Source organism: Bradyrhizobium sp. 191 (assembly GCF_023100985.1).
GTDB classification, from domain to species: domain Bacteria; phylum Pseudomonadota; class Alphaproteobacteria; order Rhizobiales; family Xanthobacteraceae; genus Bradyrhizobium; species Bradyrhizobium diversitatis.
In genome coordinates this window covers 7,489,489-7,512,227 of record NZ_CP064692.1, presented here as the reverse complement: position 1 = coordinate 7,512,227, position 22,739 = coordinate 7,489,489, and the positions used below count along the sequence as shown (strand labels likewise).

The window sequence follows — 22,739 nt, the reverse complement described above, 5'->3', positions numbered from 1 at the left end:
GCTTGTAGCTTGTAGCCCGGGTGAGCGAAGCGACACCCGGGAAAGCCACACCGGGTGGTCCCATAGTCCCGGATATCGCTTCGCTCATCCGGGCCACGGTTCAACGCAAGCGTCTACACCTGCACCACCTCGTGGCGCATCACGAACGGTGCAAGCAGCGCATGCACTTCGCTCGCAACTACCTCGCGCTGATCCTCCGGTAATCCCGTCAGCGTCACGGTCGCGATCGAGCCGTGGCTGCCATGGGCGCCGACCTTCACCTTGCAATCGATGCCGCGCTCGACCAGCGGGGCCAGCACCTTGGTGAACACGCGCTGCGCCGCGTCCCAGCGCAGCTGCGGCTTGAACACTTTTCCAACACCGGTCACCGGCATCGGATCGATCGGAATGACCTGTACCGGGACGGCGGCGCGCTCCGGCGTACGCTCGCGCACCCACGCTTCCAGCTCGCCCGGCTCGACCTTGGCGCCCGACTTCAACTGCACGTAGCCCACCGGCAGCTCGCCGGCATAGGCATCGGGCTGGCCAACCACCGCGGCGAAGCCGACCGCGGGGTGACCGAACATGATCTCCTCGATCGGTGCCGGATCGATGTTGTGGCCACCGCGGATCACGAGGTCCTTGGCGCGGCCGGTGATCCAGAGATAGCCGTCGGCATCGAGCCGGCCGAGATCGCCGGAGTTGACCCAGACCTCGTCGACGAAGGCGCCCCTGTTGTGCTCGTCGTTGAGATAGCCGCCGAACACGCCTGGCCCGGCCATGATGACGACGCCGATCTCGTCGGTCGCGCAGTCGCGGATCAGGCGTCCCTCGGCATCGAGCTGCACGATGCGCACCCGCGCATAGGGCATGGGAAGGCCGACCGAGCCGAGCCGGATCGGCCGGCCGGGATAGGCGAGCGTATGCACGCTCGAGGTCTCGGTCATGCCGTAGACCTCGACCACCGGTAGCTTCAGTTTCTCCTGAATCGCCGAGCCGACCGCGACCGGAATCGCCGAGCCGCCACCTGCCGCATATTTCAGGCTCGAGATATCCGCGTTGCCCGGCGGCACCGCGAGCGTGGCGGCAAGCACCGTCGGCACGCTCGACAGCGCTTCGGGCTTGAACCGCTCGGCGAGTTGCCAGATGTTCTTCACCGCATTCGGGTTGCGCCAGCCGCTCGGCGACAGCACGACCAGCGAGCCGCCGCTCGACAGCGTCGTCAGCACCTGTGTCAGCGATCCACCGACGTGAAACAGCGGCATGCCAAACAGCAGATTGGCGCCGGGCTTGCCCTTCAACAGCAGATTGAGCGCCCAGGCCTGATAGACTTGGTTGGCATGCGTGTGCCGCACCAGCTTTGGCGTGCCGGTGGTGCCGCCGGTATGGAAATAAGCAGCGATGTCGCTGCCCAGAATCTGGCGTCCGCCGACGAGCCGGTCCGCCGGGTGCTGCTTGATCAGGTCGCTGAAGGCGAAGATGCCCTTGACCGGATCGCCGCCGCCGAACACCTGCACGATGGCCTTTAGATTCTTGAGCTGCGGGCGGATCTGCTCGACCTTCTGCCAGATGTCGGTACCCGGCATCGGTCCGAGCGCCACCAGGATCTTGGTGTTCGCGGCCTCCAGGATCTCGGCGATCTGGTGTGGCTCGAGCAGCGGGTTGACGGGATTGGCGATGCCGGCGGCCTCCGCGCCGAACAGCGTGACGAAGGCATCGGGCACCAGCGGCAGCATGAAGCTGATGACGTCGCCCTTCTCGGCGCCAAGCGCGTGAAACATGTTGGCGGCCTGCGTGACGCGCGCGATGAAGTCGCGATAGGTGACGACTAGCGGCGTGTCGGCGGGATCGGCGTTTTGCAGGAACTGGATCGCCGCCCCGTCGGGATTGCGCGCCGCACCTAGCCTGATGGCGTCATAGGTGCTCTCGGCCGCGACGCGGTCTGCGTAAGGGACCTGCTCGAACGCCCGGACCTCCTCGTCCGTCAACAGATCCGGATAGTCGTTGCCGATCAACCGATCGAGCGCGTGGATACCCGCCATGAAATTCCGTCCTCCCTCAGATGCATGTCCCCGCCCCCGTATCTTCTGACATCTTGGTTCGGCGAGGCTCCGGCCGATGGCCGGCCGAGCGCGGACAGAATGATGGATGATTGAGCGTTCGTCCATTGCCTACCGGCCGTGGCACTTGAACCTCTGCAGCTGATGCGGTGACCAAGAACTGGCACTGAATTCGCTCGCCAGCGTCCTGCCGCAAGACTTGAGGTGATCATGACGACGCCCCTGCGGAATCGCATCACGCAGCTGATCGCCGCGTTCGCGACGGTATTCGCGATCGCTCTGCCCTCTGCCACTCTCGGCGCGGACACCCAGTTCGACAAGATGCGGGCCAAAATCGCAGCCTTCGTCGCCGACAAGATGGAGAAGCTGGGCGGGTCCCGCATCGTCTACAAGGTAGACACTGACGGCTTGCAGGCGGCGGCCGTCACGGATCTGCGCGACGATGTCTACAAGACCCTGCGCGAGGGACGGATCGCTTTCTCCGGCCTTGCGATCCGCGACGGCGGCGTCGACGTGAAGATCGCGGACGCGAAGGGCCGCGAACAGCTCACGCGCAAACTCGCATCGGCGGCCGAGGGACTGCCGGCGCATGCGTTCACCGTGACTGATGGCGGAGACGGTCTGATCAGGCTTGCACCGACCGATGCCGCATCCGCCGAGCGGCTGCGCGACCTCGTCGAAGATTCCATCGCCATGATCGAGCAGCGCCTCAAGGACGCCGGCGTCAAGCTTGCCAGCGTTCAAGTCGATGGGACCGACCGCATCCGCATCTTCCTGCCCGGCGTGATGGAGCCCGAGCATGTCACCGCGATCTTCGCCAGGAAGGTCAAGGTCGGCTTCCGACTGATCGATCTCTCGATGCCGGCGGAGCGGGCACAGACGGGCACGCCGCCGGCAGGCACGGAAGTCCTGCTCGGCTTCAAGGACAGGCTTCCTTATCTCGTCGCCAGGGACAGCGCGCTCGAGGGCGACGACATCAGCTATGCCGGCCCGGGATTTACGAGCGACACGAAGGAGCCGATCGCCTCGTTCCGCTTCAACGGCCGCGGCGCGCGGCGCTTCGCCCACATCACCGCAGAGAACGTCGGGAAGCCCTTTGCCATCGTGCTCGACGACAAGGTGATCTCCGCTCCCGTGATCCGCGAGCCCATCACCGGCGGCTCGGGCCAGATCGCCGGCAACTTCACCCTGGAAGAGGCCAACAGCGTCGCGATGCTGCTGCGCGCCGGCTCGCTGCCAGGCCGCCTCGGCCTCGTCGAGCAGCAGGTCGTGCAGCCCGCCACCAAGCCTTAAGCGACAGGTCGCGCCACGCCCTGGCCGCACCGGCATCCTGGCCGGTCCGCGACGCCGCAGCCCGCACCGGCTGCCCCGAATCACGCCCCGCGCCGTGGCCAGCCGGGCAACCAAGGGGCAATTGCCGAAACGCCCGATCAGGCTAAAATTTGCCTCTTGCAGCATGACGGCCGGAAGCGTCATTCAGGCGGTCGTCATTCGATTTCGGCTATACGGGTGCCGACCAGGATTGAAGGCCTTACGCGAGGACCAGATCATGCCGTCCGGCAGCGCAGACATTTCGTCGATCCTCGACCGCATTCTCGATGCGGCAACCGACAACCTCAGGATCGCCAAGATCCTGATCCAGATGGGCCTCGACCCGAACAACGTCACTTACGATGCGATCTTCAACCGGCTGCTGGAGATCTTCGTCAGCAATATCACGCTGGCCAATCTGTTCGCCGCGGTTGGCGCCGGCTTCTTCGTCGCCACCCTCTTGATGCGGACGATGGTGCCGCTGCGCGTCGCCAATATGATCGGCTGCGCGTTGTTCACCGTTTTCGGCGCGCTCTCCGCCAATGTCGCGACGTTCCTGCTGTACCTTCTGCTGCTTCCGATCAACGCCCTGCGCCTGCGGCAGATGCTCAAGCTGGTCAAGAAGGCCCGCCATGCGGCCGAAGGCGACATGTCGATCGAATGGCTCAAGCCGTTCATGACCGAGCGCAAATACCGCCGCGGCGACACTCTGTTCAAGCTGGGCGATCCCGCAAAGGAAATGCTCCTCACGGTCACCGGCAAGTTCCTGGTCAAGGAGATCAACGTCGAGATTGGGCCCGGGGCGCTGATGGGCGAGCTCGGCTTCCTCACACCTGACAACCGGCGCACCGGAACGATTCAATGCATCGAAGACGGCCAGGTGCTGACGATCACCTATGACCGGCTGCTCGAGATCTACTTCCAGGACCCGCAGTTCGGCTATTATTTCCTGGTGCTGACCAGCCAGCGCCTCCTGCAAAACATCGATCGCCTGCAGAAGCAGCTGGCGGCGGAGCGCGCGGCGACGACGAACAGGATCGCGTGACCGCCCGCGGGGCCACGTGACGTCGACCTCCGTCCGGGACTTTGCGGGGCCCCGCCGCAAAATCGCCCTAAAAACCGAATGGTAACCATGACGGGCTAGGGTATCGGCGTGACCAATTCTGAGACCATCCTGGTGTTCGATTCCGGCCTTGGCGGGCTCACGGTGCTCCGTGAGGTCGTGGCCGCGCGCCCGGGTGCCCATTACGTCTATGTCGCCGACGACGCCTTCTTCCCCTATGGGCACCATGACGAGGCTGAGATCATCGCCCGCGTGGTGCCGCTGATGGGCGAGTTGATCGGCACGCATGATCCCGACCTCGTCGTCATCGCCTGCAACACGGCGTCCACCCTGGTCCTGTCTCACTTGCGCGCCGCGTATTCCGTGCCCTTCGTCGGCACGGTGCCGGCGATCAAGCCGGCCTGCGCGCAGTCGAGGACCCGCCGCGTCTCGGTGCTCGGCACCAAGGGAACGGTGAAGCGGGAATACACGAAGGCGCTGATCCGCGACTTCGCGCAAGGCTGCGAGGTGACGCTGGTCGGCTCGCCCGAGCTTGCGTCGCTGGCCGAAGCCGAGCTCCGCGGCGCGCCGGTCAGCGACGAGGCCCTCGTCGCCGAACTCGCGCCCTGCTTCATCGGCGATCCCGCCGACGCGACATCGCGCACCGACACGGTGGTGCTCGCCTGCACGCATTATCCGCTGCTGCTCGACCGGCTGAGGCGGCTCGCGCCCTGGCCGGTCGACTGGATCGATCCGGCCCCGGCGATCGCCCGCCGCGTCTCCGATCTGCTTGGCCCGCGGATCGGCGCACTCGCGCAATCGGGCGCTGAGATGATCTTCACATCGAACCGCGCACACGGCCTGTCGGCCACGCTGACGCCGTTCTTCGGCGGGCGCGCGCTGGCCTGACTTTGCGCGGCAACGAGCCGCTGCTAGGCTTCGACGTCGTCACCTGCCCGCAGGCCTCTCCATGTCGATCCCGACCACGCCGCTCAACCGCCTCCGCCAATTGTGGCGCGAGGGCCGCCCCGCCTTCGGCGCCATTGCGACGATTCCGAGCGTGCAGACCGTGCAGATCATGGCGCGCTCGCTCAACTGGATCATCGTCGATCTCGAGCACGGTCCAATCGGATTGGCCGAAGCGCATGCGATGATCGCCGCCACGACCGGCACGCCCTGCACCCCCTTGGTGCGGATCGCGGCGAACGAGCCATGGCTTGCCAAGGCACCGATGGACATCGGCGCCTTCGGCATCAACTTCCCCATGATCACCAATCGCGCGGAGGCTGAGAAAGCGGTCCGTAGCGTGCGCTACCCGCCACGCGGGGACCGGCTCTGGGGTCCGTTCCACGCCCCGTTCCGCTGGGGCCAGTCGATGCCGGACTACATGGCGAGCGCCGATGACGAGATGATCTGCATGATCACCATTGAGCATGTCGACGCGGTCAACCGCATCGACGAGATCATGGCGACGCCGGGCATCGACGTCGCCGTGATCGGCCCCGGCGATCTCGCCACCTCCATCAACAAGCGCGGCCAGATGGACGACCCGGAGTTGCTCGAACTGATCGCGCGCGCCGAGGCCGGCATCCTCAGAAGCGGCGTGCCGATCGGGGGCGTGGCGCGCACCGCCGATCAGGCCAACGCCCTGATCGACCGCGGCTACCGCGCGATCGCGCTCGGCTTCGACTGGTCGCTGTTCCAGCGCGGCATCATGGCGGCCTTCGAGGGCATCAAGCGCTGAATCGCCGCAGCGAGCGGGTCGGCCTTGCCGCCGCGGCGCTGTCAGGGTCCGCGGTTCAGGGGGAAACGTGCTCAAGGAGACTTTGCTCGCGCTGTTATTTGCCTGCCTCGCCCAACAGGTCTTGCCTCTGACGACAAATAATTGAAGTTATTAGATTTGAGCCGCCAACAACACCAAGCCACTTGGCTTCGCCGGCGCGCTGAAAGCGACGAACCCAGGGGCCCCAAGCCGGTTGGTTCATGCTAAGCACGCGGCGAGCGGTCGACGCGCTCGTTGCACATATTTTAGTCTTATCCCAGGAACCGGAGACCAATGCGCGGGACGCCCAAGACCATTTCGCTGCGGCGCCGCCTGATTTGCGACCTCATGCACGCCTCGATGGGCGTGCCGTTCGTTTCGCTCTCCCGTTCGCTCAATATCCGCCCCCTGCTGGACGCCCGCGCAGCTGCAACGGCGCCCGCCGGCTGGGCCGCGATGTTCGTCAAGGCTTTCGCCCTGGTCGCCGGAGACGAGCCGATCCTGCGCACCGTCTACGTCAAATGGCCGTGGCCGGCCTTTTATGAGCTGCCGAAGAGCGTGGCGCTGGTGGCGATCGCCCGGGTCGAGGCCGGCGAGGAATGCATGATGCCGCAGCGAATCGCGGCCCCGGAGGCCCTGTCGCTGGCGGCGATCGATGCCGAGATCCGACGCGGCAAGACGGCACCGATCGCTGACGTCCCGATGTTCCGCAAGATCATGCGGGCGACCCGCCTGCCGTTGCCGCTCCGGCGGCTGTCGTGGGCCATCGGTCTGAATTTCGGCCGCCAGCGCGGCAATTGGTTCGGCAGCTTCGGGGTGAGTTCGGTGGCCGCCTATGGCGGCGGCGAGCTCCACCCCATCACGCCGGGCCCCTATATCGTCAGTTACGGGCGCGTCGAGCCCGACCAGACCATCCATGTCGTGATCCGCTGGGACCACCGGGTCACCGACGCCGCCCCGATTGCCCGGGTCCTGACCCGGCTGGAGCAGGTCCTGAACACTGAAATCGCTGCGGAATTGCGGGCGGCGGGGTCGAAGCCGATTCGGGCGGTCGGGACGTAGAAGATATCGTCGTTCCGGGGCGGCGGCTCGAAGAGCCGAACCCGGAACCTCGAGATTCCGGGTTCGATGCTGCGCATCGCCCCGGAATGACGGGCTAGAGAGACAGGCTAATGAATTGACAGCCGGCCCCAAACTCCCCTAAAAGCCGCCTGCTCGCGGGCCGATTTCGGCCCGCGAAGCGTTTCGCGACCCGTGGTCAAATCCCTTAAGCTTTGGGGATCGGACCTGTCGGTGCCGGGATCATCCCGTCACACAGGAGGGCGCGTTTCCTCAAACCATGCAACCGAAGAGGACGCGATGACTAAGCGCAGTGAGGCGAAGTACAAGATCGATCGCCGTATGGGCCAGAACATCTGGGGCCGCCCGAAGAGCCCCGTGAACCGCCGCGAATATGGCCCCGGCCAGCACGGCCAGCGCCGCAAGGGCAAGCTCTCCGACTTCGGCGTGCAGCTGCGCGCCAAGCAGAAGCTGAAGGGCTATTACGCCAACATCTCCGAGCGTCAGTTCCACGGCATCTATGTCGAGGCGAGCCGCCTCAAGGGTGACACCGGCGAGAACCTGATCGGCCTCCTGGAGCGCCGTCTCGACGCGGTCGTGTATCGCGCCAAGTTCGTCTCCACCATCTTCGCCGCCCGCCAGTTCATCAACCACGGCCACGTCAAGGTGAACGGCCGCAAGGTCAACATCTCGAGCTACCAGCTCAAGGTCGGCGACGTGATCGAGGTCAAGGAAGCTTCCAAGCAGCTCGCCCACGTGCTCGAAGCCAGCCAGCTCCCAGAGCGCGAGGTCCCCGACTATCTCGAAGTCGACCACGGCAAGATGACCGCGAAGTACACCCGCATTCCCGGCCTCTCCGACGTGCCGTTCCCGGTGCAGATGGAGCCGCATCTGGTCGTCGAATTCTATTCGCGCTGATATCTTCGCGATCCATTGCTCAAAGGCCCCGGTTTCCGGGGCCTTTTTGTTTGAGCCGGCCATTCCCATGTCTCAGGCCATCTGTGCTATGATCCCTCATCGCGGAGTTGAGCATGACTCGTCTTCTGGAAGAGGCTTTCAGCAAGGTTTCCGGCCTGCCCGATTCGCAGCAGGATGAGTTGGCGCGAGCCCTGCTTGAACTTGCGGGCGTCGAGCAGCCTCCGATCCAGCTGACGGCGGCGGAAGATGCCGATCTCGCGGAGGCCGAAGCTGAAATCACTCGCGGCGAGCTGGCTAGCCCCGACGAGGTCCGCGCGATGTGGGCCAAGCACGGGCTGTGAAGGTCCGTTATACGACGCGGGCTCTCGCCCAGATCGACCAAGTCCTGACTTGCATCGAGACGCGCTCGCCCCAGGGAGCGGGCCACGTACGCGACCGCATTGTCGCGCTCATCGCTCTGCTTCAGGATCATCCTTATGCAGGGCGGCAGACCACTCGAGCATACGTCCGTCGCTTGCCAGTCAACCCTTATCCTTATCTGATCGATTATCGTGTGACCGAGACGGAAATCGTTATTATGCGGTTTCGCCACGCCGCCCGGCGTCCATCCAGAACTCGCTGATCGCGAGTGAGTGCCATGCGAGGAGCAAGTTGATGCTCTACACCCCTCCCCCGATCGATCCCAAGGCACCACCTGTCCGAATCAACCTGCTCTCGGACACGCAGACCAGGCCGACGGCCGGGATGCGCGAGGCGATGGCGCGGGCTGAGGTCGGCGACGAGCAGGTCGGCGACGATCCGACCGTCAATGCGCTGTGCGAGCGCGTCGCGGATCTGCTGGGCAAGGAAGCGGCGGTCTACATGCCCTCCGGCACGATGTGCAACGTCACCGCGACGCTGGTTCATTGCCGTCCCGGCGACGAGATCCTCGCGCATGAGACCGCGCACATCATCGCGCGCGAGGGCGGCGCGCATGCGGCGATCGGCGGCTTCCAGGTCACGCAGCTCAAGGGCCCCGATGGCCAGTTCACACCCGAGACTCTTCGCAAGGCGCTGCATCCTCGCACGCGCTACCAGCCGCCGCAGACCGTCGTCAGCGTCGAGCAGACCGCCAATATCGGCGGCGGCACGATCTGGAAGAAGACCGCGCTCGACGAAATCGTCGCGATTGCCAGGCAACACGGGCTCGTCACCCACATGGACGGCGCACGCCTGCTCAACGCCACCGTGGCAAGCGGCATCTCTCCGCGCGACATGACCGCTGGCTGGGATTCAGCCTGGATCGACTTCTCCAAGGGCCTCGGTGCGCCGATCGGCGGCGTGCTCGCGGGCTCACGCACCTTCATCGACGCGGTGTGGCAGTGGAAGCAGCGCCTCGGCGGCTCGATGCGGCAGGCTGGAATCTGCGCGGCGGCCTGCATCTACGCGCTCGACCATCACGTCGAGCGCCTGGCCGACGACCACGCCAATGCGCGGGCGCTTGCCCGCGGACTGTCGCAGATCTCGGGCATCGAGGTGCAGGAGCCCGAGACCAATCTCGTGTTCTTCAGGCCCGATGGCGCCGGCATTCCCGGCGATAAGATGGTCTCAGCCCTCCGTCAGCGCGGCGTGACGCTCGCGATGATGGACGGCCGCATCCGCGCCTGCACCCATCTGGACGTCAATGCGAGCCAGATCGAGGAGACGATCGGATACGTGCGCGAGATCGTGCGCGGCGCCTGATCACCGCCCCATCGCCTGATAGATCAGCGTCTTCAGCTCGAGTTGAATCCGGCCGCGCTGCGACGGCGTCTGCGCCATGAAGATCCCGAACAGATCGTCTTCGGGATCGATGAAGAAGAACGTGCCGGCAACACCGTCCCAGCGATATTCGCCGAGCGGCCAAGAGGTGCCCGGCGGCACCGAGGTGCGCACCGCGAAGCCGAGGCCGAAGCCTGATCCTCCACCCGGATAGTACATCTGGTCGCGGACGATCTTCGTCTCGGGTCCGATGTGGTCCGAAACCATCAGCGCAATGGTCTCGGGCTTCAGATAGCGACGGCCCTCATAAGTGCCGCCATTCAGCAGCATCTGCGCGAAACGGGCGTAGTCGCCGATCGTGCCGACCATGCCGGCGCCGCCCGATTCCCATCTCACGGGCCGCCTGATGTCGCGGACTGCAGTCGTCGGGCTGATACTGCGGTCCTCCGGCATCGGCTCGGCGATACGTGCAAACCTGGCGGGATCGGCAACGTAGAACGCAGTCTCGGTCATGCCGAGCGGGTCGAGTAGCCGCTCCTTCTCGAACTGGAGCAGCGTCTTGCCCGAGACCACCTCAACGACGCGGCCGAGCACATCGGTGGCAAAACCGTAGGTCCACACCGTGCCGGGCTGCTCGGCGAGCGGCATCGTGGCGAGCTTCGCGACGAACTCGGCATTGGAAAGATCGCTGTTGAAGAGGTCGGCCGCGGCATGGACCTCGCGCACCAGTCCACCGCCACGAAAGCCGTAAGGCAGCCCCGCGGTGTGGCGCAAAAGGTCCTTGATCGTGATCGGACGCTGCTGCGGCTCCAGCATCAGCGAAACCTTGCCGTCCGCTGCTTTCCTTTCGATGCCCACCTTCATGCCGGCAAAGGCCCGAATGTATTTGGACACGGGATCGTCGAGCGAAAGCCTGCCTTCCTCGACCAGCATCATCGCCACGACGGATGTGATCGGCTTCGACATCGAATAGAGGCGGAAGATCGTATCCGCGCTCATCGATATCTGGGTGCCGACATCGCGAACGCCGAAATTCGCGTAGTAGACCGGCTTGCCGTGTTGCTGGAGCAGCAGGATGGCGCCGGGGATCTTGCCTGTGGCAACCTCGTTCCGGATGTAGTCGGAAACCTTCGCCAGCCCTTCCGTAGAGAGCGTGCGGGCAGCGCGTCCCTCGGCGCCGGCCTTCGCACCGACGACGGCAACGAGAAGAACGAGCCCCGCGATGAACGCGCGGCGCCCACGCATGTCATTTCTCCATGGCTTCATGAACCGACTGCTTCAATGTTTGCTGCACGCGCTCGCACTCGGTCGGGATCTGCTTCAGGAGGACGAGGAACTTGTCCTGCCTCGGATCGATCACGAAACAGCGCCGCCGATATTGCCGGGGCCGCCGTGTCGCGCAAGCGCTTCGGCATGGAGATCGGCGCCAGGCTCGGCGAAGCAGCAGAACACCACGCGAGCAACGGACGGCGCAGCAGCGAGCGCTTCGATCGTGGTGCGTACCGCAATATCGGCCGCCCTGTCGGCCGGAAAGCGAAAAATGCCGGTCGAAATCGCGGGGAATGCCACCGAGGTCAGCTCGTGCCGACCGCACAGCTCCATCGATCGGCGATAACAGGAGGCGAGCAGGTCGTCCTCGCCGAGCGTGCCGCCATTCCACACCGGACCGACGGTGTGGATCACATGTGCGGCCCTGAGCCGATAGCCCCTGGTGATCTTCGCGTCACCCGTCTTGCAGCCGTGGAGCATGCGGCATTCAGCGACGAGCTCGGGCCCGGCCGCCCGATGGATCGCACCGTCCACGCCGCCCCCGCCAAGCAGCGACGTGTTGGCGGCGTTGACGCCGAGTGTCGTGATGTCGGCAACGATGACCTCAAGCCTGGCGCCGCCGATCCGGCGCGTCAGCACGGTCACGTATCAGGCCGCGACGACGACGCCCTTTTCGGAGAAGAGCTGCTGCAATTCGCCGGCCTGGAACATCTCGCGGACGATGTCGCAGCCGCCGACGAACTCGCCCTTCACGTAGAGCTGCGGGATGGTCGGCCAGTTCGAGTATTCCTTGATGCCATTGCGCAGCTCGGCGGATTCGAGGACATTGAGGCCCTTATAGCCGACACCGATATGGTCGAGGATCTGGACGACCTGGCCGGAGAATCCGCACTGCGGAAATTGCGGCGTGCCCTTCATGAACAGGACCACGTCGTTCGACTTCACTTCGTTGGCGATGAATTCCTCGATGCTCATATCCATGTCCTTCTGGGCCGAGCCCCCACCAATCATTTCGGGCCGGCTCGACCGATTTAACCCGATACCTACCCATATATGTAGCCCAAACCGTTGTGCATCCAAAGTAAAATGGCGGCGACGGGCCCCTGGCGAACGTGCAGAGCCCAACAGGTCCATAGGCTGATGACATCAATATCATCGCCGGAGAGGACTTTCATACCGTAACGGAGCCCCTATCTAGGACGAACCCTCGTTATGGAACCGGGTCGCGCAAACAACGTTCTCTTGTCCTGTCTGGAGAAAAACGTGACGAAACAAGCCTCAGCTACGGCCGCCCCCCAGCTTTCGTCACCGTCCTCCCTTCCGGACGACCTCGCCCAGCGGCTGGAATCGGCGTTTCTCACCGTCCGCAATGAGACCGAACGGCGGGCAGCGCCGCTGTCACCAGAGGACCAGCAGATCCAGTCCATGCCCGATGCCAGCCCGACCAAATGGCACCGGGCCCATACCACATGGTTCTGGGAGCAATTCCTGCTCGGCGAGCACGCTGCGGGCTACCGGCCCTTCCACCCCGATTTCGCGTTCCTGTTCAATTCCTATTACGTCAGCGCCGGCCCGCGACATGCCCGCAATCATCGCGGCGACATCACCCGGCCGAGCGCCGACCAGGTCGGCGCCTATCGCAATTACGTCGATGCCGCAGTCGTCAAATTCTTCCGCGACGCTGGCGAGGACAAGCTCCGCGCAATCGCGCCGCTGGTCGAGGTGGGACTCAATCATGAGCAGCAGCATCAGGAGCTGATGTTCACCGACATCCTGCATGCCTTTGCGCAGAACCCGATCTATCCGGCCTACGATCCGGACTGGCGCTTCCCGGCCGCAACGCGCAACGGCGAGGATTGGCCGGCGCTCAACGAAGGCATCCACACCGTCGGCCATGTCGACGACAGCTTCCATTTCGACAACGAGAAGCCCGCCCATCGCGCCCTCGTCGGTCCGGTCAGGATCGCCCGCAATCTGGTCACCAATGCCGAGTGGCTCGCCTTCATGCAGGCTGGCGGCTATCGGACGGCAACGCTCTGGCTGATGGACGGCTTTGCTGCGGCCAGCAAGGAAGACTGGCAGGCCCCGGGCTACTGGCGCGAGATCGACGGTCAATGGCACGTGATGACGCTGGCCGGCCTCAAGCCGGTCGATCCGGACGCGCCCGTCTGCCACATCAGCTACTATGAGGCTGACGCCTTCGCGCGCTGGTGCGGAAAACACCTGCCGACCGAGATGGAATGGGAGGTCGCGGCCCGCGCCGGCCAGCTCAACGACGCCTTCGGCATCGTCTGGCAATGGACCCGCAGCTCCTATTCACCCTATCCCGGTTACCGCGCCGTCGAAGGCGCGCTCGGCGAGTACAACGGCAAGTTCATGGTCAACCAGCTGGTGCTGCGCGGCTCCTCGCTCGCAACTCCGCAAGGCCACAGCCGTATCACCTATCGCAACTTCTTCTATCCGCACCATCGCTGGCAGTTCACCGGACTGCGGCTCGCCGATTACGACTAGAGCATGATCCGGAGAGGTGTGCAGCGGTTTCCCGAAATAGGTCATGCTCAAACGACAGCCTGAAGCGCGGTCTCATCGCGCTTCAGGTTCATCCGACGATCAATGCGCGCCGGACAGCGCGTTCAGGAGAGTATCATGAATGTGCACGCCAGCGCTTTGGCCGAAGCCCATCTTCCCGACGAGCAGACCACCGCCTTTGCCCGCGAGGCCATCGAGGACCTCTCGCAGCAGCCGAAAAGGCTGTCGCCGAAATACTTCTATGACGCAACGGGATCGGAACTGTTCGAGGCGATCACACGCCTGCCGGAATATTATCCGACGCGCACAGAGCTTGCGATCCTGAGAGAGCGCGGCGGCGAGATCGCAAACATCATTCCGGAGCACGCGGCGCTCGTCGAGTTCGGCGCCGGCGCGACCACGAAGGTCCGCCTGCTGCTCAATCATTGCAGGTTCGCGGCCTACGTCCCCGTCGATATCTCCGGCGACTTCCTGAAGGCGCAGGCGAACGGGCTGAAGCGGGACTTCCCGACGCTCGGCATCTATCCGGTCGCCGCCGACTTCACGGCGCCGTTCGAGCTGCCCAAGCAGGTCGCGTCCATGTCGAAGGTCGGCTTCTTCCCCGGTTCGACCATCGGCAATTTCGAGCCGCAAGAGGCCCAGGCCTTCCTGAGGAGCGCCCGCAAGATTCTCGGCAAGGGCGCGCAGATGATCATCGGCGCCGATCTCGAGAAGGACGAGCGGATCCTCTTTGACGCCTACAACGACGCCGCCGGCGTCACCGCGCGCTTCAACCTGAATGTGCTGGTGCGCATCAATCGCGAGCTCGGCGGCAATTTCGATCTCTCCGCCTTCACCCATCGCGCGATCTACAATCGCGAGCGGCACCGGATCGAGATGCACCTGATCAGCAAGAAGAGCCAGACCGTGCGGCTGCTCGGCACCAGCTTCTCGTTCCGCTCGGGCGAGAGCATCCACACCGAGAACAGCTACAAATACAGCATCGAGCGTTTCGCCACGCTGGCGCAGGGCGCGGGCTGGCGCGTCCGCGAGAGCTGGATGGACGCGGCGAACATGTTCTCGGTACATGCGCTGGAGGTCGCGGAGTAGCGCCGGGGCTCAATGCTCCGCCGCTTCTTCCGGCTCGGATCCCAGCGACACCGACTCCCAAACCGCCACAACGATCATGATCATCGTGGTGGCGACTGACAGCCAGAGCGGCGAGAGGTCGGCTGCGAACCACCACAGCACCAGCAGCAGGGTGATGCCGATCCCGTGCGAGAGCTGGAGGAAGCCGCGGATCGCGTACTTGAAAAGGATGGTGCCGACCAGGAACACCAGTGGGCCGCCGACCGTGCTCACGATGGTGCGGGTGTCGGAATGGCCGCTCGGGTGTTTCAGCACCAGCTCGTCCGAGACCGCGGTCAGGATGATGCCGGCCACGATCGGCGTGTGCAGATAGGTGTAGGCGAGCCGGGCCAGGCGGCCGGATTCGGCGGACTTCGAGATGCGCTCGGCTCCGGCCTCCGCGCCCTTGTGAAAATAGATCCACCACATCGCGATGGCGCCGACCAGCGCCGAGACGAAGGCCAGGATGTTGTTCGCGGTCCAGTCGAGCTCGGCAAAGGTGGCGCCGTTGACGACGATGGCCTCACCGAGCGCGATGATCACGAACAGCGCGCAGCGCTCGGCCATGTGGCCGCCTTCGACGGCCCACGCCTCGAGCGAGGAAAACCCGAGCTTCGGAACCCAGAAGCGTGCCGCCGGCGAGATGTATTCCCAGGTTACCGCCGCGATCCACAGCCACAGCCGCGTATCTCCCTCGGACAGGCCGCCTGCGATCCACAAGACGGCGGAGATCGACAACCAGATCAGGATACGGATCGCGTTATGCCGCACGGCCGTTCGATGCTCCGGCGTTGCGAGCAGCCAGAATGCGGTACGTCCGACCTGCATGGTCGCGTAGGCAATCGCGAACCACAGGCCGCGCCCCTCGAACGCGGTCGGGATCGTCGTCGACAGCACGAGGCCGCCCAGCATCATCGAAAAGAGCAGGAGGCGGACCGGCGTCAGCTCGGGATTGAGCCAGTTGGTGACCCAGGCGGTGTAGACCCATACCCACCACACCGCGAGAAACAGCACCGCGACGTGTACCGCGCCGAGCGGCGTGAAATGATGCAGGAGCGAGTGCGAGATTTGCGTGATGGCAAAGACGAAGACGAGGTCGAAGAACAGCTCGACAAAGGTGACGCGGCTGTGCTGGCTCGGCACGATAACGCGAAACATCGCGCCGCGAGGATTGTCCGCAGCCATCATCGCCCCCGTGGCACGATCAGGTCAGGTGCCGGGCACGCCGGTTTGCAGCGCCAGCGCGTGCAGGACGCCCCCCATCTGGCCCTGCAGGGACTGATAGACGATCTGGTGCTGCTGGACGCGCGACTTGCCGCGGAAGGATTCCGAGATCACGGTCGCGGCATAGTGGTCGCCGTCGCCGGCGAGGTCACGGATGGTCACCTCGGCATCGGGGATCGCTGCCTTGATCATCGCCTCGATATCGTGGGCGTCCATGGGCATTCGGGTCTCGCTCCTTCTTCCAACCGTTTTCCAAGCGTTCGAATCGCTACCGGGGTCCCCTCGCCGGCAAGCCCAAACTTAGCGTGAATGGCCTTCTCCGTCACGCTTTCCGCCACTATATCCGTGATCCCATCAGGATAAAGGCACGACAAAGTGCCGCGCGCGGCAGATTGATCGAAAAGGCGTGAAATCATGAAGCTTCCAGGGCCCGACCACCCCATCACCATCACCCCAAATCCCCGGCGCGTCCGGGTGACTGCAGGTGACATCGTCATCGCCGAGACCGGCAAGGCGCTGACCCTGAAGGAGGCCAGATATCCGGCGGTGCAATATGTGCCAAGAGAGGACATCAACATGGCCCTGCTGGAGCGCACCGACCGTGTCACCCACTGCCCCTACAAGGGGGACGCGAGCTATTTCAGCGTCAAGGCCGACGGCAAGATGCTGGACAACGCAATATGGACCTATGAGACGCCCTTCCCCGCCATGACCGAGATTGCCGGCCATCTCGCCTTCTATCCGGACAAGGTGAAGATCGAAGAAGTGGGGTAGCGCGCTCCGTATGCCGCCGTCATGGCCGGGGCTTCTTCCCGCCTTGGACGCAATCGATGGGTGCCCGGGTCAAGGCCGCTGTCACGACCGAGCGTGTGGGGCGCAGCCCCGCTAAGCCCTGAAGATCGTGAGGCCCAGTATCAGCAGGACGAGGAAGATCACGACAAAGACGTAGAACAGGAAGCGGGCGATATCGGCGGAGGCGGCCGAAATGTCGGTGAAGCCGAGCACGCCGGCCACGATCGAGACAAGAAGGAAGATCAACGCCCATTTGAGGATTGTCATTGCCTGCTCCGCGACCGCCATGGCCGCGACAACGGCGGCCGATCCATTCACTCGTTCTAACTGCGGGTTGCGTCACGGGTTCCGCAACAACCCGGAGCGGCGATGCGGAGCTGTCGGGGCATGATTCGGCCTTGCTGAATCAGGTTCCCCGCTGCAACATTTGACGACATAGCCTGCTGGGAGGCGTGCATGACATCGATTTCCACCGTGGGGCATGCCGACATCAGCGCAGTGCCTAAAGCCAAATCGCGAAACCTGGCGCTTGATCGCGCCCGCACCTTCCTGACGCTGGTGGTGCTGCTCCACCATGCCGTGCTTCCCTATACCTATTTTGGTCATACCGATCCGAAGTACTTCTTCGGCTTCGACATGATCGTGCTCGCCACCGACAGCTTCTTCATGGCGATGTTCTTCTTCCTGTCGGGCCTGTTTGCGTGGTCGGGCATCGCCCGCAAGGGACCGCTGAACTATCTTGCAGATCGCCTGCTTCGGCTTGGCCTGCCGTTCGTGATCTGCGCATTCACGGTCATTCCGCTCGCCTATTACGCCATCTCCCTCCGGCACCATCCCGAGATCGGCTTTTCGGAATTCTGGTGGAATATGGTCACGAAGGGCCCGTGGCCGAGCGGGCCGATTTGGTTCCTTTGGGTCTTGTTCGCCTTCGACCTGGTTGCCTGCATCCTGTATCGGCTGTCGCCCAATTTGCTTGGTCCGATCAACCGGCTCTCGCTGTACGGTCGCCGCCGGCCCGCCGTGTTCTTCGCAGTCATGCTCGCCGTCACCACGGCGTTCTATGTTCCCGGGCTGATGCGTTATGGCCAAAGCAGCTGGTTCGAATTCGGCCCATTCTCGGTCCAGCACGGACGCGTGATGCTCTATGCGAGCTACTTCTTTTTCGGGGCCGGCATCGGCGTCGCAAATATGGATCGCGGACTGCTCGCGGCAGACGGTCGGATGGCGAAAGTGAGCTGGGACTGGATGGTGCTGGCGATCGTTCCGTATTGCCTGCTCTGGGTGCTGATCTTCATCAAGCGCGAAATACTGGGAAATCCGTCGCCGTTGCCGAACTGGTATGAGGGGCTCTACGCCCTCTGCTTCGCTGTCTTCAGCGTGGCCATCATGTTTCTGATCCTGGCCTTCTTTCAGAGGTTCAGGCAATCAGGCTCAGCCAAGCTGCTCGATCCGATGCGGGCGGACGCCTACGGCATGTTTCTGGTGCACTACCCGATTGCGCTTTGGCTGCAATACTGGCTGTTCGACTATGACCTGCCGGCGATCGTCAAGGCCACGATCGGGTTCGTACTGACTGTCGCGGCGAGCTGGGCGCTGACGCGAGCGTTGCGGCAGATCCCGGGCGCGTCGAAAGTGCTGTGAGGCATGGCCTCCCGTTACGGCGGGGTCGTAGCCCGGATGAGCGCAGCGATATCCGGGGTCCTGCCACAAGCGACAGCGGTCCCGGATATCGCTGCGCTCATCCGGGCTACGGCACTGACGTCGAAGCAGCCGTCTCAGGCCGCCTTCCCGCCCATATAATCCGGCAACCAGCGCTCGTGTGACGTCCGCAAGCTGTCGATCGACACCGGCGCCTCGCCGGCGATCGCGATGGCATCTCCGCCGGTGGTCCCAATCCGCACGCAGGGCACCTCGCAGCCACGCATCTTGGCGAGCACGCGGCCGGCTTCCGTCTCCGGCACGGTGACGAGATAGCGCGCCTGGTCCTCGCCGAACCAGTAGGCCTGCGGCACCAGCGCGGTCGGCGCCGCCAAGAGCTTGGCGCCGATGCCGCCCGCCATCGCCATCTCGGCGAGCGCGATCAAAAGACCGCCGTCGGAGAGGTCGTGCACGGCGGTCGCGGTGCCCGCATGGATCATGCCGCGCACGCAATCGCCGTTGCGCTTCTCGGCGGCGAGATCGACCGGCGGCGGCGCGCCCTCCTCGCGGCCGCAGATGTCGCGCAGGTACACGGACTGGCCGAGCCAGCCATGGGTCTCGCCGATCAACAGGATCGCCTCGCCCTCGGCCTTGAAGGCGAGCGAAACCGATTTGGTGAAATCGTCGAGCAGGCCGACGCCGCCGATCGAGGGCGTCGGCAGGATCGCACGGCCGTTGGTCTCGTTGTAGAGCGAGACGTTGCCGGAGACGACCGGGAAGTCGAGCGTGCGGCAGGCTTCCGAGATGCCCTTCAGGCAGCCGACGAACTGGCCCATGATCTCGGGCCTTTCAGGGTTGCCGAAGTTGAGATTGTCGGTGATCGCGAGCGGCTTGCCGCCGACCGCGGTGATGTTGCGCCAGGCTTCCGCCACCGCCTGCTTGCCACCCTCGAACGGGTCCGCCTCGCAATAGCGCGGCGTGACGTCGACGGTCAGCGCGAGGCCCTTCGGCCCGTCCTGCACGCGCACCACGGCGGCATCGCCGCCCGGACGCTGCATGGTGTTGCCGAGGATGACGTGGTCGTACTGCTCCCAGACCCAGCGCTTAGAGCACATGTCCGGCGTGCCGATCAGCTTCTCCAGCGCAGGCCCGAGGCCCATCGGCGCCGGCACGTCGCGGGCGTGCACGACCGCCAGCGCGTCGGAGGGGACATGCGGGCGGTCATAGAGCGGCGCCTCGTCGCCGAGCTCCTTGATCGGCAGGTCGGCCATGACGTCGCCGCCATGCTTGACCACGAAACGCTTGCTCGGCGTGGTGTAGCCGACGACGGCGAAGTCGAGGCCCCATTTCTTGAAGATCGCCTCGGCCTCCTTTTCCTTCTCGGGCTTGAGCACCATGAGCATGCGCTCCTGGCTCTCCGAGAGCATCATCTCGTAGGCGCTCATGCCGGTCTCGCGGGTCGGCACTGCATCGAGATCGAGGTCGACGCCGAGATCGCCCTTGGCGCCCATCTCCACCGCCGAGCAGGTCAGGCCCGCCGCGCCCATGTCCTGGATCGCGATGACGCAGCCCTTCTCCATGATCTCGAGACAGGCTTCCAGCAGCAGCTTCTCGGCGAAGGGATCGCCGACCTGCACGGTCGGGCGCTTCTCCTCGGACTTGTCGTCGAACTCGGCGGAGGCCATCGAGGCGCCGTGGATGCCGTCGCGCCCCGTTTTGGAGCCGAGATAGACGATCGGCATGTTCACGCCGGAGGCCGCCGCATAGAAGATCTTGTCGGCGTCGGCGAGGCCCACCGCCATCGCATTGACCAGGATGTTGCCGTCGTAGCGGCTGTGGAAGCGCACCTGGCCGCCCACCGTCGGAACGCCGAAGGAATTGCCATAGCCGCCGACCCCCGCCACGACGCCGGACACGAGATGCCGCGTCTTCGGGTGCTCGGGCGCGCCGAAGCTGAGCGCATTGAGGCAGGCGATCGGGCGCGCGCCCATGGTGAAGACGTCACGCAGGATGCCGCCGACGCCGGTGGTCGCGCCCTGATACGGCTCGATATAGCTCGGGTGGTTGTGGCTCTCCATCTTGAAGACGACGGCCTGGCCGTCGCCAATGTCGATCACACCGGCGTTCTCGCCCGGGCCCTGAATCACCCAGGGCGCCTTGGTCGGCAAGCCGCGCAGATGGATGCGCGAGGACTTGTACGAGCAGTGCTCGTTCCACATCGCCGAGAAGATGCCGAGCTCGGTGAAGGTCGGCTCCCGCCCGATCAGCTTCAGGATGCGCTCATACTCGTCGGGCTTGAGCCCGTGGGCGGCAACCAGTTCGGGGGTGATCTTGGGTTCATTCTTCGACATGGGCTGACACTCTTGCGGCGCTGACCGCTGCGTTCCCTCCCCCCTTGTGGGGGAGGGTTAGGGAGGGGGGTAAGCCCCACGGCCGGTGCCCGCGGCTACCCCCCTCTCCAGCTCTCCCCCATCGCAAGTCGGGCCTGCCCGACTTGCGCCAACCAATTATGCGCAACCGGGGTAAACCCCGGTTGCGTGGGGGAGAGAGCAGAGCGGAGCACGTGGTGAGCGCAACGCCAGACATCGGAAGACGCTTTTCCCTTGGATTCGAGACCGTTCTTAGGAACATACGGGGCTCGCGAAAAGCCCTTTATGGCGCATTTTCCCGCTGTCCCACGTTTTGCGCCGGGGGGCCGGCGGGAACGGGAATTGCACGGCGCGGTCGGATCGGATTTAAGGACTCAAGACCCGCAATTGAAGGCCTGATTTCCTTTGCACGAATTGACCAACGCACCCCCGCCCCGCCGCCCCGACCTCCATGTCGCCACCGAGGGCGAATTTGTGGGCTGGCGGACCTGGATTCGCGACAGTTTCGAGTCCCATGTCGGCCCCTTCTGGCACCGGATCGAGGCGGACGGCAGCGTCAGCTGCGCGTTCCGGGTCGAGAAAAAGCACCTCAACGGCTCCGGGAACGTCCATGGCGGCTGCTTCATGGCCTTTGCCGACTACTCCCTGTTTGCGATCGCCACCCATGTCCTGGACAGCCGGGCGGTGACGACCAACTTCGCCTGCGAATTCCTCGACGCGGCACGCGAGGGCGAGCTGATCGAATGCACCGGCGAGGTCACCCGCGCCGGCGGCTCGCTGATCTTCCTGCGCGGCAAGATGACGTCCGGGACGCGCGTGCTGCTCACCTTTTCCGGCACGATCAAGCGGATGAAGCGGAAGGCGCTCCCTCAGCCAAACGCATAGCTCGGCGGCTTCCCTTTTCGCGCGCCCTCGCCCAGACTTCCCGGCAAGCGCGTTCGCGCCGGGGAGCAAGCAAAAGGTGCCGCAGAGCACATCGGAGGCGGGTCGCACGGCGGCGTCCGCATCAGCGCCGTTGCCGTCCATGCCCGCCACCGGCGTGCGGAGCTGGCGCGACTGTGCGTTGCTGCTGGCACTGGCCTGCTGCTGGAGTTCCACCTATCCGCTGGCGAAGCTGGCGCTGGATACGATCCCGCCCATCACCTTCATCTCGGCGCGCTCGCTGATCGCGGCCGCTTTCCTGTTCGCGATCCTGTGGATGCGCGGGGTCAGCATCCCGACCGACGCGAAAGCCTGGAAGCTGTTCGCAACCCAGCAATTGATCAACTCGACCTTCCCGTTCCTGATCATCACCTGGTCGCAGCAATATGTGCCGGCCTCGAACACGGTGGTGCTGGCCTCGACCACGCCGATCTTCGCCTTCCTGATCACCTCGCTGATCACGCGGCACGAGCCGGCGACGCTGCTCAAACTCACTGGTGCGATCCTCGGCCTTGCCGGCACGATTCTCATCGTCGGCCTCGATGCGCTGCGCGGCTTCGGCAGCGAGATCGTGGCCGAGATCGCGATCCTGCTCGCCACCATCTCCTTTGCCTGCGCAACGATCTTCGGCCTCCGCCTGTCCGAATACGACCCGATGGTGGTGGCGGCCGGCTCGCTGCTGTTCGGCGGCCTCGTGCTGCTGCCGCCCGCGCTGCTGATCGATCAGCCCTGGACGCTGCACCCGACGCCGACGGCGATCGTGGCCACCATCGTCATGGGCATCGTTTCGAGCGCGCTAGGCCTGATGCTGTTCTACGTCTGCCTCGGCCGGCTCGGCACGCTGACGACGAACGCCCAAGGCTATTTGCGCATCCCGATCGGCGTCGGGCTCTCCGTGCTGCTGCTCGGCGAGAGCGTGCCGTCGAACCTCGCGCTGGGGTTATTGCTGGTGATGGCCGGCGTTGCCGCGATGACGGTGCCTGCGGAGAAGCTCAAGCTGCGCTAGGGTCTGGACTCAG

At 64.7% G+C, this 22,739-nt stretch carries 23 protein-coding genes; 15 read left to right on the top strand and 8 right to left on the bottom strand.

Annotated elements, in window-relative coordinates; genetic code table 11:
• Positions 1 to 113: 113 nt before the first annotated feature.
• Complete coding sequence (locus IVB23_RS35200) at positions 114 to 2,021, bottom strand: acyl-CoA synthetase (RefSeq protein WP_247801565.1); 1,908 nt, start codon at positions 2,019 to 2,021, stop codon at positions 114 to 116.
• Between the two features lie 228 nt (positions 2,022 to 2,249).
• On the opposite strand from IVB23_RS35200, the gene IVB23_RS35195 reads away from it, so the two are divergent.
• The 9 genes from IVB23_RS35195 to IVB23_RS35155 all read left to right on the top strand — a co-directional run bounded on the left by IVB23_RS35195 (position 2,250) and on the right by IVB23_RS35155 (position 9,853).
• Positions 2,250 to 3,332: a preprotein translocase subunit SecD gene (locus tag IVB23_RS35195; RefSeq protein WP_247801563.1), complete on the top strand. Its 1,083-nt coding sequence runs from the start codon at positions 2,250 to 2,252 to the stop codon at positions 3,330 to 3,332.
• A 256-nt stretch (positions 3,333 to 3,588) separates the two neighbouring features.
• The gene (locus IVB23_RS35190; protein WP_061883060.1) at positions 3,589 to 4,395 is read left to right on the top strand and encodes a cyclic nucleotide-binding domain-containing protein; all 807 of its coding nucleotides are present in this window, start codon (positions 3,589 to 3,591) and stop codon (positions 4,393 to 4,395) included.
• A 108-nt stretch (positions 4,396 to 4,503) separates the two neighbouring features.
• The gene (gene murI / locus IVB23_RS35185; RefSeq protein ID WP_247801561.1) at positions 4,504 to 5,301 is read left to right on the top strand and encodes a glutamate racemase; all 798 of its coding nucleotides are present in this window, start codon (positions 4,504 to 4,506) and stop codon (positions 5,299 to 5,301) included.
• 61 nt (positions 5,302 to 5,362) lie between these two features.
• A complete protein-coding gene (locus IVB23_RS35180; protein ID WP_247801559.1) occupies positions 5,363 to 6,136 on the top strand; it encodes an aldolase/citrate lyase family protein in 774 nt (257 codons plus the stop codon).
• 312 nt (positions 6,137 to 6,448) lie between these two features.
• Complete coding sequence (locus IVB23_RS35175) at positions 6,449 to 7,216, top strand: hypothetical protein (RefSeq protein ID WP_061882947.1); 768 nt, start codon at positions 6,449 to 6,451, stop codon at positions 7,214 to 7,216.
• Positions 7,217 to 7,513: 297 nt separating this feature from the next.
• The gene (rpsD, locus tag IVB23_RS35170; protein ID WP_061882948.1) at positions 7,514 to 8,131 is read left to right on the top strand and encodes a 30S ribosomal protein S4; all 618 of its coding nucleotides are present in this window, start codon (positions 7,514 to 7,516) and stop codon (positions 8,129 to 8,131) included.
• A 113-nt stretch (positions 8,132 to 8,244) separates the two neighbouring features.
• Positions 8,245 to 8,472: a hypothetical protein gene (locus IVB23_RS35165; protein ID WP_197967348.1), complete on the top strand. Its 228-nt coding sequence runs from the start codon at positions 8,245 to 8,247 to the stop codon at positions 8,470 to 8,472.
• Positions 8,451 to 8,753 (top strand): type II toxin-antitoxin system RelE/ParE family toxin, encoded by a 303-nt coding sequence (locus tag IVB23_RS35160; protein ID WP_247801558.1) that lies wholly within the window; start codon positions 8,451 to 8,453, stop codon positions 8,751 to 8,753. The genes IVB23_RS35165 and IVB23_RS35160 overlap by 22 nt, the downstream gene beginning before the upstream one ends.
• A gap of 32 nt (positions 8,754 to 8,785) precedes the next feature.
• A complete protein-coding gene (locus tag IVB23_RS35155) occupies positions 8,786 to 9,853 on the top strand; it encodes a threonine aldolase family protein (protein WP_247801557.1) in 1,068 nt (355 codons plus the stop codon).
• Here the strand turns inward: IVB23_RS35155 and IVB23_RS35150 are convergent, their stop codons facing one another.
• The 3 genes from IVB23_RS35150 to grxD form a co-directional block, all read right to left on the bottom strand.
• Positions 9,854 to 11,116, bottom strand: a complete 1,263-nt coding sequence (locus IVB23_RS35150) for a serine hydrolase domain-containing protein (protein WP_247801555.1) — start codon at positions 11,114 to 11,116, stop codon at positions 9,854 to 9,856.
• Between the two features lie 111 nt (positions 11,117 to 11,227).
• Positions 11,228 to 11,785, bottom strand: a complete 558-nt coding sequence (locus tag IVB23_RS35145; RefSeq protein WP_247801554.1) for a macro domain-containing protein — start codon at positions 11,783 to 11,785, stop codon at positions 11,228 to 11,230.
• Positions 11,786 to 11,788: 3 nt separating this feature from the next.
• Positions 11,789 to 12,115: a Grx4 family monothiol glutaredoxin gene (grxD, locus tag IVB23_RS35140; RefSeq protein WP_061883061.1), complete on the bottom strand. Its 327-nt coding sequence runs from the start codon at positions 12,113 to 12,115 to the stop codon at positions 11,789 to 11,791.
• A gap of 237 nt (positions 12,116 to 12,352) precedes the next feature.
• Here grxD and egtB point away from each other — a divergent pair, with 237 nt between their 5' ends.
• Together egtB and egtD are read left to right on the top strand one after the other, a co-directional pair.
• Complete coding sequence (gene egtB / locus IVB23_RS35135) at positions 12,353 to 13,651, top strand: ergothioneine biosynthesis protein EgtB (RefSeq protein ID WP_247801553.1); 1,299 nt, start codon at positions 12,353 to 12,355, stop codon at positions 13,649 to 13,651.
• Positions 13,652 to 13,786: 135 nt separating this feature from the next.
• On the top strand, positions 13,787 to 14,758 hold the full coding sequence (gene egtD, locus IVB23_RS35130) for an L-histidine N(alpha)-methyltransferase (protein WP_247801552.1): 972 nt from the start codon (positions 13,787 to 13,789) through the stop codon (positions 14,756 to 14,758).
• A gap of 9 nt (positions 14,759 to 14,767) precedes the next feature.
• Here egtD and IVB23_RS35125 read toward each other — a convergent pair whose 3' ends face one another.
• Both IVB23_RS35125 and IVB23_RS35120 read right to left on the bottom strand, forming a co-directional pair.
• On the bottom strand, positions 14,768 to 15,961 hold the full coding sequence (locus IVB23_RS35125) for a low temperature requirement protein A (RefSeq protein ID WP_061883063.1): 1,194 nt from the start codon (positions 15,959 to 15,961) through the stop codon (positions 14,768 to 14,770).
• Between the two features lie 24 nt (positions 15,962 to 15,985).
• Positions 15,986 to 16,222, bottom strand: coding sequence for a BolA family transcriptional regulator (locus IVB23_RS35120; protein WP_008139419.1), 237 nt, complete (start codon positions 16,220 to 16,222; stop codon positions 15,986 to 15,988).
• A gap of 192 nt (positions 16,223 to 16,414) precedes the next feature.
• On the opposite strand from IVB23_RS35120, the gene IVB23_RS35115 reads away from it, so the two are divergent.
• Complete coding sequence (locus tag IVB23_RS35115; protein WP_247801550.1) at positions 16,415 to 16,774, top strand: DUF427 domain-containing protein; 360 nt, start codon at positions 16,415 to 16,417, stop codon at positions 16,772 to 16,774.
• Positions 16,775 to 16,885: 111 nt separating this feature from the next.
• On the opposite strand, the gene IVB23_RS35110 is transcribed toward IVB23_RS35115, so the two are convergent.
• Positions 16,886 to 17,059: a DUF1328 domain-containing protein gene (locus tag IVB23_RS35110; protein ID WP_061883064.1), complete on the bottom strand. Its 174-nt coding sequence runs from the start codon at positions 17,057 to 17,059 to the stop codon at positions 16,886 to 16,888.
• A 189-nt stretch (positions 17,060 to 17,248) separates the two neighbouring features.
• On the opposite strand from IVB23_RS35110, the gene IVB23_RS35105 reads away from it, so the two are divergent.
• Positions 17,249 to 18,433 (top strand): acyltransferase, encoded by a 1,185-nt coding sequence (locus IVB23_RS35105; protein WP_061882956.1) that lies wholly within the window; start codon positions 17,249 to 17,251, stop codon positions 18,431 to 18,433.
• Between the two features lie 134 nt (positions 18,434 to 18,567).
• Here the strand turns inward: IVB23_RS35105 and purL are convergent, their stop codons facing one another.
• Positions 18,568 to 20,781 carry a phosphoribosylformylglycinamidine synthase subunit PurL gene (gene purL / locus IVB23_RS35100; RefSeq protein WP_247801548.1) on the bottom strand — a complete coding sequence of 738 codons (2,214 nt, stop codon included), beginning with the start codon at positions 20,779 to 20,781 and terminating at the stop codon, positions 18,568 to 18,570.
• Positions 20,782 to 21,204: 423 nt separating this feature from the next.
• Here purL and IVB23_RS35095 point away from each other — a divergent pair, with 423 nt between their 5' ends.
• Together IVB23_RS35095 and IVB23_RS35090 are read left to right on the top strand one after the other, a co-directional pair.
• The gene (locus IVB23_RS35095; protein WP_247801546.1) at positions 21,205 to 21,684 is read left to right on the top strand and encodes a PaaI family thioesterase; all 480 of its coding nucleotides are present in this window, start codon (positions 21,205 to 21,207) and stop codon (positions 21,682 to 21,684) included.
• A 76-nt stretch (positions 21,685 to 21,760) separates the two neighbouring features.
• Positions 21,761 to 22,726 (top strand): DMT family transporter, encoded by a 966-nt coding sequence (locus IVB23_RS35090; protein WP_061882959.1) that lies wholly within the window; start codon positions 21,761 to 21,763, stop codon positions 22,724 to 22,726.
• The last annotated feature ends 13 nt before the right edge of the window (positions 22,727 to 22,739 follow it).

Bases quoted from the DNA above. Each gene is read 5' to 3' on its own strand.
- IVB23_RS35200 (WP_247801565.1), bottom strand. From the start codon at position 2,021: ATGGCGGGTATCCACGCGCTCGATCGGTTGATCGGCAACGACTATCCG.
- IVB23_RS35195 (WP_247801563.1), top strand. From the start codon at position 2,250: ATGACGACGCCCCTGCGGAATCGCATCACGCAGCTGATCGCCGCGTTC.
- IVB23_RS35190 (WP_061883060.1), top strand. From the start codon at position 3,589: ATGCCGTCCGGCAGCGCAGACATTTCGTCGATCCTCGACCGCATTCTC.
- IVB23_RS35180 (WP_247801559.1), top strand. From the start codon at position 5,363: ATGTCGATCCCGACCACGCCGCTCAACCGCCTCCGCCAATTGTGGCGC.
- IVB23_RS35175 (WP_061882947.1), top strand. From the start codon at position 6,449: ATGCGCGGGACGCCCAAGACCATTTCGCTGCGGCGCCGCCTGATTTGC.
- rpsD (WP_061882948.1), top strand. From the start codon at position 7,514: ATGACTAAGCGCAGTGAGGCGAAGTACAAGATCGATCGCCGTATGGGC.
- IVB23_RS35165 (WP_197967348.1), top strand. From the start codon at position 8,245: ATGACTCGTCTTCTGGAAGAGGCTTTCAGCAAGGTTTCCGGCCTGCCC.
- IVB23_RS35155 (WP_247801557.1), top strand. From the start codon at position 8,786: ATGCTCTACACCCCTCCCCCGATCGATCCCAAGGCACCACCTGTCCGA.
- IVB23_RS35150 (WP_247801555.1), bottom strand. From the start codon at position 11,116: ATGCGTGGGCGCCGCGCGTTCATCGCGGGGCTCGTTCTTCTCGTTGCC.
- grxD (WP_061883061.1), bottom strand. From the start codon at position 12,115: ATGAGCATCGAGGAATTCATCGCCAACGAAGTGAAGTCGAACGACGTG.
- egtB (WP_247801553.1), top strand. From the start codon at position 12,353: ATGGAACCGGGTCGCGCAAACAACGTTCTCTTGTCCTGTCTGGAGAAA.
- egtD (WP_247801552.1), top strand. From the start codon at position 13,787: ATGAATGTGCACGCCAGCGCTTTGGCCGAAGCCCATCTTCCCGACGAG.
- IVB23_RS35125 (WP_061883063.1), bottom strand. From the start codon at position 15,961: ATGGCTGCGGACAATCCTCGCGGCGCGATGTTTCGCGTTATCGTGCCG.
- IVB23_RS35120 (WP_008139419.1), bottom strand. From the start codon at position 16,222: ATGCCCATGGACGCCCACGATATCGAGGCGATGATCAAGGCAGCGATC.
- IVB23_RS35115 (WP_247801550.1), top strand. From the start codon at position 16,415: ATGAAGCTTCCAGGGCCCGACCACCCCATCACCATCACCCCAAATCCC.
- IVB23_RS35110 (WP_061883064.1), bottom strand. From the start codon at position 17,059: ATGACAATCCTCAAATGGGCGTTGATCTTCCTTCTTGTCTCGATCGTG.
- IVB23_RS35105 (WP_061882956.1), top strand. From the start codon at position 17,249: ATGACATCGATTTCCACCGTGGGGCATGCCGACATCAGCGCAGTGCCT.
- purL (WP_247801548.1), bottom strand. From the start codon at position 20,781: ATGTCGAAGAATGAACCCAAGATCACCCCCGAACTGGTTGCCGCCCAC.